This window comes from Shewanella psychromarinicola (assembly GCF_003855155.1).
Classification (GTDB): Bacteria; Pseudomonadota; Gammaproteobacteria; order Enterobacterales; family Shewanellaceae; genus Shewanella; species Shewanella psychromarinicola.
The window spans coordinates 384,901-399,762 of sequence record NZ_CP034073.1 but is presented as its reverse complement, the minus strand read 5'-3'; the positions used below and the strand labels follow the sequence as shown (position 1 = coordinate 399,762).

Here is a 14,862-nt window from a genome sequence, read left to right as displayed (position 1 = left end):
TCAGTTACACATAATGGCCCGCGCTGCAAAGCAACGTTTGCCGCGTGTGCCTTTCAATGCTAGTTGGAAGACGTTATATCATCTGTGGCAAATAGGTGAGCCAGATGGCGCTGAAAAACACCTATATTTAACCTCTAGCGATTATATTTTACTGCGTGAAATGGCTCAAATTGATTCGGGTTTAGATATTCTCTCGCTTGATTTTGATATGGCCCGCCAGCAGATGTCACACCACAGTGCCAATGAAAAATACGCAAATATCAGCCCAGAAGCCGATTACGTATTAATCAAACTTTCCTCTAGGATTGCTCAAGCCCTAGTGGCTGATCCAGCGGTCGACTTAATGATGATGCATAATTGTTCACTGCGATTAAAAGTCGATAGTGCACTAGCACTTTGCCAGCGACTGAATATCGCTAATCTAATTGTGGTCGAAAACCTCGACAGCTTTGATAACCTGTTTGGCTATTCATTTGCGCCAGATTTACAGACAATCATCGACAATAGTATGGTGTTATATCGTGGTAGCCATCACTATTCTCCCGCAGGGCGAAAGCGCTTTTTACACTTAATTAACCCGACAAAAATACAGGTGATTGCCTTTACCGACTTGGATCCCGCTGGGTTAATGATCGCCAACACCCTAGATCATTGCCAACGTCTCATTGTGCCTCAATTAGCCCTCCGTGCACCGGCGACACTATTGGCGTTGCCGCAAATTAATTCAACGGCAGACTTTCATAAGCAGCATCGTCAGTTAGCTTATCTGACCAAGATATTGGCCGCTAACAACAATGTGGCGCCGATGACACATACTCATCAACCGCCTTTATCACATCAACATTCGCTTGGCTCATTGACCTATGATGATACTGCCAACGCCATAGGTTTATCAGCGGATTGGGACCAGCTAGTAGCTTGGGTTGTGCGTTATCACGTCAGTATTAAGCAACAGCACATGCAAGCAAAAAAGCTCGTATTGTCGTTACTGCACTTTTAGCCGCTATGATCATTGTTGACCATCAGCCATTAAGTACTCACCACTAATTAAGCACCATTGAACTTGTGTTAAGTGGGTTTTTACCACAGTTCAACACTCATCATTCAAGGTTTTATCATAGTCAACATTCTGTTTATTATGCTCTTTGTGGGTGTGTTCAATTAATACAGAGTATAAGTGGTCAGCTTTGTTCTAATGATGATTGAATTATCGGTGTCAATGTCTCAATATCACTGCGCTCGAATAATAAAACACACCTAGGATTGGGTGCAATAATAATAAATAGCAACCGATGTTGCATTTCGAAGGGAAAAAAAATGACAAAATCACTTTCAGCACGGATCTTTATCGGTCTATTTCTAGGGGTTGTGCTTGGCAGTATTGTGCAGTTTTTATTAGCCGATAATGCTTTTTTTGGTGGCACATTAGTGAGTCTGGCAAGTGGTGTCGGCACTATGTTTGTCAATATGATCATGATGCTAGTGGTCCCACTGGTGTTTGTGAGTATTGTCTGCGGTGTGTGTGAGTTACAAGATTTAAAAAGCTTTGGCCGTTTAGGTGGTAAAACCTTTGGCTTTTATATTATCAATACCATGATAGCCATTTTAGCTGCATTTACCGTCGCGATGGTATTTGAACCCGGTAAAGGGGTGGATATGTCGAGCAGCGGTTCGCTGGATATTACCGCGACAGAACTGCCAGATTTAATGTCGTTAATTGTCAGTATAGTGCCAAATAATCCTTTTTCAGCCTTCACCTCTGGCAATATGCTGCAAGTGATTTTTATGGCGCTATTAATAGGCGGCGTGATCAAATCATTGGGGCATTCCGTTGAGGGGGCGGTAAAAGGGTTTCAAACTGCCAATAAAATCATGATGCGCTTAATTTCGGTGGTAATGAGTTTAGCGCCATACGGGGTATTTGCCTTGATGTTTAAATTAGGTGCAACCTTAGAACCTGAAATTTTTGTCAGTGTTGTTGAATATTTAGTGCTTATTTTAGCCCTATTATTGATTTGGATTTTTATCGTATATCCATTTGCTGTCAGCCTATTCACCCCTATTTCAGCGAAAACGTTCAGAGAAAAAACCCAAGAACAAATACTATTCTCATTGTCTACCGCTAGCTCAAACGCCACTATTCCGGTAACCATGCGTACCCTTACTGACAAGCTAGGTGTGAGTCAAGCGGTGGCTGGTTTTGGTGTGCCACTGGGTGCAACCATGAACATGGGCGGGGTGTCGATTTACATTACTATTGCGATATTCTTTGTGGCTAACGCCTTTGGTATGCCAATCAGCAATGATCAAATCCCGTCGTTACTGTTTAGTGTGTTTTTATTGTCAGTGGGTGCAGGTGGTGTGCCTGGTGGTGGTATGGTGATGATTGGGGTACTGATTTACCAATTAGGCTTACCAGTAGAGGCATTTGTCATTGTGGCTGCACTAGACCGTATTATCGATATGGTATTAACCTCATGTAACGTGGTTGGTGATACTGCGGTATTAACCATTGTCGATCAAACTGAACAAGCGCATCAGCTTGAGACTGCAAAAATTGCAGCTGAGAAAGTATAAGATTCGTTTAGCTGTATTAATAAAATGGCCTGCATAGCAGGCCATTTTTATGTCTAAGGTGTTATGTTTAAAGTGTTATGTTTAAGGTCTTATGTTTACGAACCTGTTGTGTCGAATATAGTAGATGCTATCTATGCTGCATTTTATTTTCTATCTTGGTCATAATCTTGAATGTAGACTTTTCTAAATGATCTAAACCGCGATGAGCAACTTGTTCATAAGAGCGATTAATATAGCGGTAAGCTTGTGGGTAGTTGAACTCAATCACCTCAAGTTCTGCCAATTCATTCAACGCCTGTGTTTGCCCGATGGGATAGTTCATCATTTGATGATATTCAATGGCTTTTTTAAACTGCTCCCTGGCTTTATCATTACGACCTATGCGCTGGTTTATCATGCCTGCAAGCTGTGAAATATAGCCCAATGTTAGCCAGTCTTTCACTTTAGCAGCATTGGTTTTTGCAATGGTAAGTACGCCTAATGCTTGTTCTATCCTGTCGGTTTCGGTGTAGCTTTGCGCTAATAACAATCTGAGTCTGGCTAGCTCTCGCTCATCTTGCTGATGTGTAGCTTGGTCGATTGCTGCTATCAATGTGGTATTAAGCTGTTCATATTGATGTTGCTGCAATTGGATGCTGGCCAGTAGACGCATGGCAACTAAGTTGTCGGGTGTGGAGTGTATGAGCTTGGATAAGTGCTGCTCAGCAGCCTTAGTGTCACCAAGTTGTAGCTGTGTCATTGCACTGAACAACAGCGGTGTACTATAGCGTGAATGGTATTGAGTTGCTGTCTTATTGTGTTGTGGGTTGTGTTGTGGATTGTGTTGTGGATTGAGCTGCTGAGTAATCAAGCTTGATGTTGCTAATATAGCTTGCTCGATACTTGAAGCGTTAACGACGCCCGCTTCTGTATTATGCTGCTGATGTAATGTAAACGCTAATTGATATTGATTATTGGCGCTGGTAATACGGGATTCAATCACTAATCCCGCGCCGGAGACGGCCATTAATTGCTTAATATCGACAGCTTGGCTCAAGTGATCATTAGAGATAAGCGAGATGATATTGATAATATCTTCGGTTTGCAGTAATGGGTAACTAACACCGACATTTAGCTGATTGATAAGCACATCCATCGCGGCATAGGGATTCCATTGCGAGTCTGTGCTGCCTGTTGCCAGTTGCACTGGAAGCACTAAAATAGTGCCAGTTTCTATTGCTGGGGCTTTAGTGGGCATCAGATAAGCATAAGCACTCATGCTAATAAGCAGTAAAAGTAAAAACGCCGCAATATATTTATTTTTATTCGATGATCTGGCGGGCGGCATCGTTATAGTCCTTTATTAATATCCTTTCAATAACGTAGTGGGTATTTAAGTTATTGTAAAGAAATGCTTCTTTACTCTTGCCTAATGATTCAAATTTGTATTTTGGTTAACTGTGTTTATTCGCTTCAGTCAGATCATCAATGAGTTCAACTGCAGCGCAGAAATGAAAAAACCGCCAACAGGCGGTTTTTCTATAACATACTTAATTAATCAATTGATGGCTCTTCGCTGTAATCAATACCGTGGTAGCTCAAGCAGGTGTCCACTTCGTTGGCGCTGCCTAAAATTACCGCAACACGCTGGTGGATTGCCGTTGGCTGAATATCCAAAATCGTTTCATAACCCGTTGAAGCTTTTCCGCCAGCTTGCTCAACCAGCAATGCCATTGGGTTAGCTTCGTACATTAAGCGCAATTTGAATGGTCTGGCTGGATTTTTATTATCGGTAGGATAGGTAAAAATACCACCACGGCACAATACACGATGCACATCACCTACCATTGCAGCAATCCAACGCATGTTAAATGATTGCTCGCGTGGGCCTATTTCCCCGAGTAATAAATCGGCAATGTAGGTTTGCACTGGCGCTTCCCAAAAACGTTGGTTTGACATGTTAATGGCAAACTCAGCCGTGTCTGGGGTGATTTGAACGTTATCATCGGTGAGTAAAAATTCTTGGCTGTCGGGATCAAGAGTATAAAACTGGGTGCCTTGGCCAGTGGTTAACGCCATCATGGTTGATGGGCCATATAATACATAACCCGCCGCCACTTGTTGACGGCCAGCTTGTAAAAAGCTTTGCTCATTTAGCGCACCGGTAGGTGCTGGCAAGATTGAAAAAATGGTGCCCACTAATGAGTTAATATCAATATTTGATGAGCCATCGAGCGGGTCAAAACACACTAGGTACTCACCTTGAGTATTAACTTCAACCACGTAATCCTCTTCTTCTGAGGCTAAACCGCGAACATGGCCATCGGTTTTGAGAGCATTTTTAAGCATGTCATTGGTGATCACATCCAGTTTTTTCTGGGTTTCGCCTTGAACGTTTTCTTGATCGGTTGCGCCTAAAACGCCTGCTAAGGCGCCGCGCCGAACCGCAACACTAATGGCTTTTGAGGTGTCCGCTAAGGTGAATAATAATTGGGTTAAAGACGAGTTTACGGATTGTGCGCTAAGGGTTTGTGCCAAAGTCTGCATGGTATTTCCTATGACATGTGTGAGGTTTAAGGTCGATTTTGTACATTATTATGCAGCAAATCATACCCCACAATAGCGCTAATTTCAGCGATTGTTGTGTCGGGTTTTGGTTTTAGAGCAAATTAAGGCAAAATGTGGGCGGATTGAATTGCCCAAGGATTAATAATAATGACAACAACATGGAAGCATCATGCTTTAGCGGCAGTATCTGTCGTGCCACTTCTTTTTTCCAGCCCGGTTTTTTCAGTAACAGCAAACGTTAAAGGCAGCATTATGAACTCATCTACCACCGCGACATTGACTGCTATACCAGGTAATAATATGCCACTGACCATTGAGCGTATTAATGCGTCACCGGCATTAGCAGGTTCAAGTCCTCGTGGATTAGCCTTGTCACCTAATGGTAAGCGGGTGACTTATTTATCGAGTCGAGCTGATAACCAGCATTTCTATGATTTATGGCAAATGGATATCGCGACAGGTAAGCGCAGCGTGTTGATTAATGCGGAACAATTAGACGCAGGGGAATTGTCTGATGAAGAGAAAGCTCGCCGTGAGCGCCAACGTATTTATGGCCAAGGGATCATGGAGTATTTTTGGTCTGAAGACAGCCAACATATTTTAATTCCGGCTGCGGGTAAATTGTACTTATTTGATGTTCCAACGAATAACGTGGTTGAATTAGCGATTGGAGCAGGCTTTGCCACCGATGCGCGTTTGTCACCTAAAGGCCACTTTGTGTCGTTTGTACGCGATCAAAATTTATTTATATTAGCCTTGGACACACACAAAGTCAGTGCGTTAACGACCGATGGTAAAGGGCCGATTAAAAATGCCATGGCAGAGTTTGTCGCCCAAGAAGAAATGGATCGCATGACAGGATATTGGTGGGCGCCCGATGAGTCTGCTATTGCCTTTACTCGAATCGATGAAACGGGTGTTGAGTTAGTGACCCGTAATGAAATTTATGCCGACGGTATTAAATTAACCGAGCAGCGTTACCCTTATGCTGGCAAAGCTAACGTTGAGATTGAGTTGGGAGTGGTTAGCTTAAAAGATCGAAGCATAAACTGGATTGATTTAGGCAAACAAAAAGACATGTATTTACCTCGTGTTGATTGGTTGCCAGACAGTCAACGGGTGTCATTTCAATGGCAAAGCCGCGATCAACAAACATTGGACTTACGCATAGTTTCGATAACCAAACCGAAACAAGTAACAACGGTGATCGAAGAACACAGTAACGCTTGGGTTAACCTAAACAATGACTTGCACTTTCTCAAGCAACAATCGGCCTTTATTTGGGGCTCTGAACGTGATGGTTTTCATCACCTGTACTTATTTGACTTACAAGGTAAGCAACTTAAACAGTTAACCCAAGGTGATTGGACGGTCGATGCGCTTGAATTTGTCGATGAAGCCACGGGCTGGGTATATTTTAGCGGTCGTAAAAACAGCGTGGTCGAGCGTCATTTGTATCGGGTTAACTTGAAACAAGGTATGGACTCCATTGAGCGAATTAGCCAAGCATCAGGTATGCATGAGGCAGTATTTGCGGATAAAAAGCCGGTTTATTTAGATTACTTTAGTAGCTTACAGCAACCGCCACAAATAAGTTTACACAATGATACTGGCAAGCATTTAGCTTGGGTTGAGCAAAATGAAATTGATAACAACCATCCTCTGAATGATTATGCGGGTTTATGGCAAATGCCTGAGTTTGGTCAAGTAACCGCTGAAGATAACCAAGCACTGCAGTATCGATTATTTAAACCGGTTCCTTTTGATGCAGCTAAACAGTATCCGGTTGTGGTTAGGGTATACGGTGGGCCGCATGCGCAGTTAGTGGTCAATAGCTGGAGCGAAGCGGATTATTTTACTCAGTATTTACTGCAGCAAGGTTATGTTGTATTCCAGTTAGATAATCGGGGTTCGGCTCATCGAGGTACTCAATTTGAGCATGTAATTTATCAAAATATGGGTGATGCGGAAGTGAGTGACCAAAAGGTCGGGGTAGATTATTTACGCAGTTTACCTTTCGTTGATGGTGATAACATTGCCATTTATGGCCACAGTTATGGCGGCTACATGGCGTTAATGAGTCAGTTTAAGGCGCCAGGTTATTTTAAAGCCGCTATAGCAGGGGCGCCAGTAACCGATTGGCGTTTGTACGATACCCATTACACTGAACGTTATATGGGCAACCCAGAAACCAATAAACAAGGTTACGACGCCAGCAGTATTTTACCTTACGTCAAAGATTATCAGTCGGGCTTATTGATGTATCACGGCATGGCTGATGACAATGTACTGTTTGAAAACAGCACTCGAGTGTATAAGGCATTACAAGATGAAGGTAAATTGTTCCAGATGATGGATTACCCGGGGTCTAAGCATTCAATGCGCGGTGAGAAAGTCCGTAATTATTTGTATAAATCATTAGCGGCATTTTTAGATCAACAGTTGAAATAAGCGATATCTTTTTAAATGATTAGTTAAAAAGCAGACATAAAAAAACCAGGTGAGACCCACCTGGTTTTTTATTGCGGTTAACTTAAACGGTTAACTTAAACGGTTAACTTAAGCGGATTAAGCTTCTAAGTCGCCACAAAAACGATAGCCTTCACCGTGAATAGTCGCGATGATTTCTGGCGTGTCAGGTAAGCTTTCAAAGTGCTTACGGATACGACGGATCGTTACATCAACAGTGCGGTCGTGGGGTTTTAACTCACGGCCGGTCATTTTTAGCAGTAAATCAGCACGAGTTAAAATCTTGCCTGGATTTTCAACAAAATGAAGCATCGCACGAAATTCGCTGCGTGGTAACTTGTAAGATTCACCTTGTGGAGTAACCAAAGAGCGGCTATTAATTTCTAGGCTCCAGCCGTTAAAGCGGTAAAACTCAACAGAACCTTTTTCTTCGGTCTCTGCCGCCGCATTATTAACGCGAGTTAACAGGTTACGGGCACGGATCGTTAATTCGCGAGGGTTGAATGGTTTAGTGATATAGTCATCGGCACCAATTTCAAGCCCTAAAATTTTATCAACTTCATTATCTCGACCGGTCAAGAAAATAAGACCGATGTTATTAATTTCACGTAGTTCACGTGCTAATAATAAGCCGTTTTTACCTGGTAAGTTAATGTCCATAACAACAAGGTTTATCTTGTTTTCTTGCATGGCTCTATGCATTTCTGCGCCGTCATTGGCTTCGGTGACAACATAGCCTTCAGCTTCAAAAATACTGCGCAATGTATTACGAGTTACTGCTTCATCTTCAACAATTAAAATGTGCGGATTTTGCATAATATATACCTGATTTTATAAAATTCGATTCTAGCCACGGTGTGCTAATAGATTGCAATAGCGCGTTAACATATGCGCTATTATTCCGATATTTTTGGGTGTTTATCTATGTCTACCCTGAATTAAACACTCTCTATAAACTCGATGACGTAACGCTTAATGCGGGTTACTGAGTCTGCTTGCGTTAACTAATTGCCATTACGCTAAGGTACGCGTTTACACTTATGCATGATGGTGTAAAAAGTGGTGTAAAATTTGTTGCACCTAGGCTTACTTACTATGAATGCCATTTAGAAAGATAGTTCCTTCCTGTCGCAAACTTATTTAATCGTATTAATGTGTTATCAAATGTAGAACAAATTTAGTACGACTGTAAACTTTACATCAATAAATCTTCACGCTCACAACAATATATGCTGAGATTTTCAGGTGTATGTAGCCAACTTTGCTACAATGATTTAATAGTGCGTGATGCTATTGTACTCGTTTTAGGCATTTGTTAACAAATTAAATGTTAAAAAATTAATATAACAGTCAAGTATATAAAAGATTAATATTACTAAGTTGATAATAATAAATGATTTTTAAGTATTAAACTGGTGATTAGATCGCAAATCTTTTCGATATCTAACCTAATTGTTAGACTCATTTTGGCTTAATTAACGAAAAAATATTATGGAAAATGTTATCGATACATTGTGGTATGAATATCAAACGACTCATTTTTTGTTCACCCAACGCCTTTCTAATGATTTCCCATTTGCTATAGTTACCGCTCATAACCCCCGGGGGACTAGCCTCTCACCGAGTCAAAATCGTTTACTTGATCATCAGCTTCAATCTAAAATCCAACAGTATAATCGGCCCTATCGTGCCTTAATCGGTGCGGCCGCTGATTGGTCACATATGGAAAAAAGCTGGGCAGTTTTTATTGATAAAGAACAGGCTGTTGAGCTAGGAAGAGAGTTTAATCAACATGCAATTTATTACGTTAATCAAGGTTTGATATCTCTGGTTGCGTGTCTTGATACCATCAAACCTGACGTTGAAATGGGCGCATTTAATCAGCGATTACGGCTGGTTAATGAACTGCCAGAGATTAGTTTCTATACTGGATGAGCGCTGGGTTAATTTAGAGCGCTTAATCGCTACTGAATGTTTTGAGTCATTAATCGAGACAATAAAATATATATTGTCTCGATTAATTGCGTTATTTGGTTTTTTTTGCGTATATATTGGCTTTTTTCTAATATAGAACAATGACAGATCCGCTATCGCTACGACAGATTATCTAACAACAAAGATATTTTTATCAAAACAGTGTTTTTTTACTGGGTTTGTTGATTGACTTGTTAGGGCATTTGTTGCTATTTTCAACAGCTCTCCTTCGGGAGAAACAGAAGAGGAGCGTTAACTAGGTAGTAAGTGAGAGGATGCCAGTCCGATGACAACTTATGATGGAGATTAGCGCCGAGGTATCAGTTTGTTTGGCGAACATTGATATCGGTCGTTTAGGCTGAATCCTAACGATTGTCACCTTTTTTTGGTGGAGAGCTTCTGGTGATGATTGCTGTTTCCCTTCTATAAGGGTGCGTTATCTTAGCACCAGGCTCTTCGAACGTAGTGTGTTCGGAGCGTATATCATGTTAGTAAATCACGTCTTATTTTCTAGTCTTTGGCAAACTGCGGAGGCATCAGTATGAGCATTATCTCTGAAACTGTTGTTCTTGAAACCGTGGTGCCTGAAATAGCCACATCAGAATTAGTCGTAGCCAAATTTGGCGGTACGTCGGTTGCTGATTACGCCTCTATGAGTCGTTGTGCCAATATTGTCTTGGCTAACCAAGCCACTCGTCTCGTGGTGGTGAGTGCCTCCAGTGGTGTCACCAATTTATTAGTTGAGCTGACTCAAGCTAATGTCAACGATGAACGACGACTAGTACTCCTTAAGCAAATTGCTCAAATTCAATATGCGATTCTCGATGAATTAGGCCGTCCACAAGACGTGGCGGCCAGTATTGATAAAATTCTGAGCCGAATGTCAGTATTAAGTGAATCGTTAGAACTTGATCGCAGCAAAGCGATTATGGACGAATTGCTGTCAACGGGTGAGCAATGTTCATCGATTTTATTTTCAGCGGTTATTCGGGAAAAAGGCACCGCTTCAAATCATTTCGATGTGCGTCAGGTGCTGCGTACCGACAGCTATTTTGGCCGTGCAGAACCACAGATTGAAGTCATTTCAACGCTTGCTGGTGATTTTTTAAAACCCTTACTTGCTCGTTATATCATTGTCACCCAAGGATTTATTGGAGCTGATGACAGTGGCCGAACCACAACATTAGGCCGTGGTGGCAGTGATTATTCGGCGGCATTACTGGCTGAAGCGCTCCGTGCCACAGCGGTTGAAATTTGGACCGATGTCGCCGGTATTTATACCACTGATCCACGGCTTGCCCCTAATGCGCGTCCCATTGCCGAAATTAGCTTTAATGAGGCGGCTGAGATGGCCACCTTTGGCGCTAAAGTATTGCATCCCGCCACCATTTTACCGGCTGTGAGACAAAAAATTCAGGTGTTTGTGGGATCAAGTAAAGCCCCTGAAATGGGCGGAACTTGGATCCGCCATCAAGTAGACGATACCCCAGTATTTAGAGCTGTGGCATTGCGCCGCGATCAAACATTACTTAACTTGCATAGCTTACAAATGTTACATGCTCAGGGTTTTTTAGCAGAAACGTTTGCGACTTTAGCTCGACATAAAATTTCGGTGGATCTCATTACCACCTCTGAAGTTAACGTGGCATTGACCTTAGATAAAACCGGTTCTGATTCGAGCGGACACGGCTTGTTAAGTGAGTCATTATTGCAAGAGTTATCGCAGCATTGTGGTGTTCGCGTCGAAGAGAACTTAGCCTTAATCGCCATTATAGGTAATCGTATTGCATCGACTGCGGGTGTTTGTAGTCGCGTATTTAAGGTGCTGGAAAACCATAATGTAAGGATGATTTGCCAAGGCGCCAGCCCACATAATTTATGTGTCCTAGTGGCAGAGTCGGAAGCGGCGCAAGTGGTTAATGCCTTGCATCAAAATCTGTTTGAGTAATACCAATCCTATTAAATATGCGATCTTTCAGCGGGAGTTCAAAGTGCTGTAGGCAAGGCAGATGATTGAAGCGAATAGTTATTCTCGGTAACAAGCTCCTGCGTTACTCTACCTCCAGCATCCATGCCGTCGTATTTTGAAAATATCTAACGAAGCATAAAGTACTTTGAAACCCGCCAGAATGGAGTCTCTCAGGTATTCCACTTCTGTGTTGCATCGATTTAAAAGGGAACAACCATTTCTACATCAATGCGCCTTGAATTGAAAAACCTGAGAGACTCTGAACTGACCAGATATTTAATGAGATTGGTATCATCATATGACTAAAGCAATACAATCGTCAGTGCAGGTCGGAGAACTGGCGACGGGGCAAGCATTGACCGTGCCGTTATATACATTCTCTGGCAGTGAGTTGTTTTCGCCCAGCGTTTATATTCAGGCCAATGTTCATGGTGCCGAAGTGCAGGGAAATGCAGTGATTTATCAACTGATGACCTTGTTAGAAGGTTATCAAGTACTAGGTGATATTACGCTTGCGCCATTGGCCAATCCATTAGGGATTAATCAAAAGAGTGGTGAGTTTACCTTAGGACGGTTTGATCCGATAACTGGGGTGAATTGGAACCGAGAGTATTTTGATCACAACATCAAGGTGCAAGCTTGGTATACCGAGCATCAACATTTAAACGATAATGAACTGTTTCAGGCTTATCGTTCAATGTTGGTTGGAGCTTGTCAGGCTCGATTGGAGCTCCCTTTTGGGCTCTCTACCGGTCATCGGTTGGCTGTGAGTTTACAAACCATGGCACATCAAGCAGATATAGTGCTTGATTTACATACTGGGCCTAAGTCGTGCAAGCATTTGTATTGCCCTGAGTATGATGCGGATGCGGCGAGATTTTTTTCGATCCCATACACGCTGATTATGCCTAATAGTTTTGGCGGAGCGATGGATGAAGCCACGTTTTGTCCATGGTGGCAGTTAACCGAATATGCCGCGAGCCAAGGTCGTGAGTTTTCGGTACCCGTGTCTGCATTTACCTTAGAGCTCGCCAGTCAAGAACGAATTGATTTAGCCGACGCGTTAGAAGATGCCAAAGGCATATTGGCTTATTTAAGTTATCGTGGTGTGATTGCTGAAAAAGTCACTCCAGCAGATATGCCTCGATTTGGTTGTTACTTATGTGACTACAAAAAGTTTCATGCACCTAAAGCTGGTTTAATCGAATATCGCGCGGTACTGGGTGAGCCGTTAGCAGCAGGGCAACCATTGGTGAATATTTTACGCATTGATCTTTATGGCACTGAACAGGCTTATCAAGCCATTAGTTTACCCATGGATTGCGTGCCAATTTTACACTTTGCTTCAGCGTCAGTTCACCAAGGGACTGAACTGTATAAGGTGATGACCAAGGTGTTTTCGATAACCCACTAATGTGATGTTATCAACCCCCCGTTTTGATACTAAATCCTCTCGGTGTTGCTTTGTAAAACAGCTATAATAATGCCTGCATATTGCAGGCATTATTATTATCCGTTTTGAGTTCTCTGAAATAGAAACGTTGTAATAGGAACTCATTATATGGGCGGTTAATTAGCTGCCTAAAATCTGCAGTGGAATGGCCAACATCTCGTCGCCTGAAGCGGCAAAGTACCAAATAATACCTACTAAGCTTGCCACTGTGAGCAAATACCATACGGTAGAGAAAATTTGTCCGTAACGATCTAAGGGTAATAAATGGCTTTGGTGGCGTCCACGCCATTCGACAATGATTTCGATACTGCCAATAAGCAGCAAAAAGCCGAGAAGCGCTAAGCCTAAGCTATAGCTGATAAAGACCCCTATAGCGGCACCCGCGGCACAGGCGACCAGGCCAATTAAGCTGTTCATGGAGAAGCTAATACTTTTCAGAATATGGCCGCCATCAAGCGGTAAAATGGGCAGTAAATTAAATAGATTTAGCAGGGCATTGAATGCCGCTAACCCAGCAAAGAATATGTTACCTGTTATCCAATAAAGTCCGACACAAATAATTGATAAAATCAGCCCAAAAGTGGGGCCCATAATTGAAATATACACGTCTTGCCAACGGGTGTTGATCCGCTCATCACTTAACGCTAAGCCACCAACAAAAGGGATTAAATAGATACCTTTTGTTTTCATACCGAAATGCTTCATTGCTCGAATATGACCGTATTCATGGAACATTAAGCAACCGATGAGTGCTAAGGCAAATTGAAATGAAAATAGCCAAGAATAGGCTGCAACACTAGCTCCAGCAAAAAGGACTTTAACCACTTTGGCACTTTTTAACAGTTTAAAACCTAATGATGCAAGTCCAACAACACTGATTTTTTGAGTTTTTACCGCGGCGACTTCAGGGGTTTGACGTTCAATCTCTTCAACGGTTCTTTGCCCTTGGGTGATGGTTTCATCATCAATTAATAAGCAGTAATCAAGCTGGAATGGCTGCCAGTTAACATCGATTTCTAATCGTACTGGAAGTGAACCAATACTTGGCTTAACGGTTTCGTCATCGTTAGTATTGGTTTCAGTCGGGACGGATGTGTGCGTTGTCAGTTCAAATGAATGGATATGAAAGGCTTGGTCGGAAGCACTCGCAGACTTTTGCGATACCAGTTGATTGTCCCAATAAAGTTGCTGCCAACCCGCAATCGAGCCTTCTAATCGCAGACGTTTACCTAGACATTCAATATTTAATAATTCCATTAAGGATTCTCTGGGGTTATGGACGTTGAGCATCGGGCATTTTGCCAGAGCGATGTCACTAGCTCAATGGGTTCGACAATTATATTCGTTAATCTTAATTTTAATCTTAGGTTTATGACTGAGTGATTAAGCTAAGCATTACGTCGGTAAGGTTAAGGTTGATAACAGTAAAAACGCTGTGATATGGGCTGTTATCTAAAGCGGAAGTCACGCTTTTAATAAAGCTGTTCTAATTCGGCAACGGTGGCGATACCTTGTTCAACGGTCGTAAAGATTATCTTTGCACTGCAACAATGGCCTTGAAACTGGCCAAATTGACGGACAAGAGGCAACATTTGCAGTACGTTCATTTGCTGGTCTTGTTTCACCAAGTAGGGGAGTTGTGCCACATTATTGTTGGCAACGTCGACTTGTTCAGCGGTTTCAATGTGGTAAATGCAACCTGCGGTGTCGATCAGTTTATCGTGCAAGCAGACGGTAAATTGATTGGCGCAAATAAAGCTTAACCAGTCTTGGTGGTTTGCCAGATACATTAATTCATCATCTTGATCAAATTGCAGTATGGCGGGCCAATGTATGTGTTGCATAGTTACCTGTAAATCAATGTGGGTTGGTT

11 protein-coding genes and 1 riboswitch are annotated in these 14,862 nt (G+C 42.3%); of the genes, 6 read left to right on the top strand and 5 right to left on the bottom strand.

Going from position 1 to position 14,862, the window contains the following annotated elements; translation table 11 throughout:
• Positions 1–13: 13 nt before the first annotated feature.
• Positions 14–1,000: a DUF7281 domain-containing protein gene (locus EGC80_RS01630; protein WP_124014139.1), complete on the top strand. Its 987-nt coding sequence runs from the start codon at positions 14–16 to the stop codon at positions 998–1,000.
• A gap of 317 nt (positions 1,001–1,317) precedes the next feature.
• Positions 1,318–2,577 carry a dicarboxylate/amino acid:cation symporter gene (locus tag EGC80_RS01625; protein WP_124014140.1) on the top strand — a complete coding sequence of 420 codons (1,260 nt, stop codon included), beginning with the start codon at positions 1,318–1,320 and terminating at the stop codon, positions 2,575–2,577.
• Between the two features lie 127 nt (positions 2,578–2,704).
• Here EGC80_RS01625 and EGC80_RS01620 read toward each other — a convergent pair whose 3' ends face one another.
• Together EGC80_RS01620 and EGC80_RS01615 are read right to left on the bottom strand one after the other, a co-directional pair.
• Positions 2,705–3,904, bottom strand: coding sequence for a tetratricopeptide repeat protein (locus EGC80_RS01620; protein WP_124014141.1), 1,200 nt, complete (start codon positions 3,902–3,904; stop codon positions 2,705–2,707).
• 206 nt (positions 3,905–4,110) lie between these two features.
• Positions 4,111–5,103 carry a class 1 fructose-bisphosphatase gene (locus EGC80_RS01615; RefSeq protein ID WP_101032911.1) on the bottom strand — a complete coding sequence of 331 codons (993 nt, stop codon included), beginning with the start codon at positions 5,101–5,103 and terminating at the stop codon, positions 4,111–4,113.
• Positions 5,104–5,271: 168 nt separating this feature from the next.
• Here EGC80_RS01615 and EGC80_RS01610 point away from each other — a divergent pair, with 168 nt between their 5' ends.
• A complete protein-coding gene (locus tag EGC80_RS01610; protein ID WP_124014142.1) occupies positions 5,272–7,575 on the top strand; it encodes a S9 family peptidase in 2,304 nt (767 codons plus the stop codon).
• A gap of 117 nt (positions 7,576–7,692) precedes the next feature.
• On the opposite strand, the gene arcA is transcribed toward EGC80_RS01610, so the two are convergent.
• A complete protein-coding gene (gene arcA, locus EGC80_RS01605; protein WP_101032909.1) occupies positions 7,693–8,409 on the bottom strand; it encodes a two-component system response regulator ArcA in 717 nt (238 codons plus the stop codon).
• Positions 8,410–9,084: 675 nt separating this feature from the next.
• On the opposite strand from arcA, the gene EGC80_RS01600 reads away from it, so the two are divergent.
• From EGC80_RS01600 to EGC80_RS01590, 3 genes are all read left to right on the top strand, one after another.
• The gene (locus tag EGC80_RS01600; protein WP_101032908.1) at positions 9,085–9,528 is read left to right on the top strand and encodes a DUF3293 domain-containing protein; all 444 of its coding nucleotides are present in this window, start codon (positions 9,085–9,087) and stop codon (positions 9,526–9,528) included.
• 273 nt (positions 9,529–9,801) lie between these two features.
• Positions 9,802–9,974, top strand: a riboswitch (Lysine riboswitch).
• A gap of 134 nt (positions 9,975–10,108) precedes the next feature.
• The gene (lysC, locus tag EGC80_RS01595) at positions 10,109–11,515 is read left to right on the top strand and encodes a lysine-sensitive aspartokinase 3 (RefSeq protein ID WP_267898630.1); all 1,407 of its coding nucleotides are present in this window, start codon (positions 10,109–10,111) and stop codon (positions 11,513–11,515) included.
• A 319-nt stretch (positions 11,516–11,834) separates the two neighbouring features.
• Entirely contained in the window at positions 11,835–12,950 is a 1,116-nt protein-coding gene (locus EGC80_RS01590; protein WP_124014143.1) for a succinylglutamate desuccinylase/aspartoacylase family protein, read from the top strand.
• Positions 12,951–13,109: 159 nt separating this feature from the next.
• Here the strand turns inward: EGC80_RS01590 and EGC80_RS01585 are convergent, their stop codons facing one another.
• Positions 13,110–14,246: a site-2 protease family protein gene (locus EGC80_RS01585; protein WP_101032906.1), complete on the bottom strand. Its 1,137-nt coding sequence runs from the start codon at positions 14,244–14,246 to the stop codon at positions 13,110–13,112.
• A 215-nt stretch (positions 14,247–14,461) separates the two neighbouring features.
• The gene (locus EGC80_RS01580) at positions 14,462–14,833 is read right to left on the bottom strand and encodes a DUF4144 family protein (RefSeq protein ID WP_124014144.1); all 372 of its coding nucleotides are present in this window, start codon (positions 14,831–14,833) and stop codon (positions 14,462–14,464) included.
• Positions 14,834–14,862 lie beyond the last annotated feature (29 nt).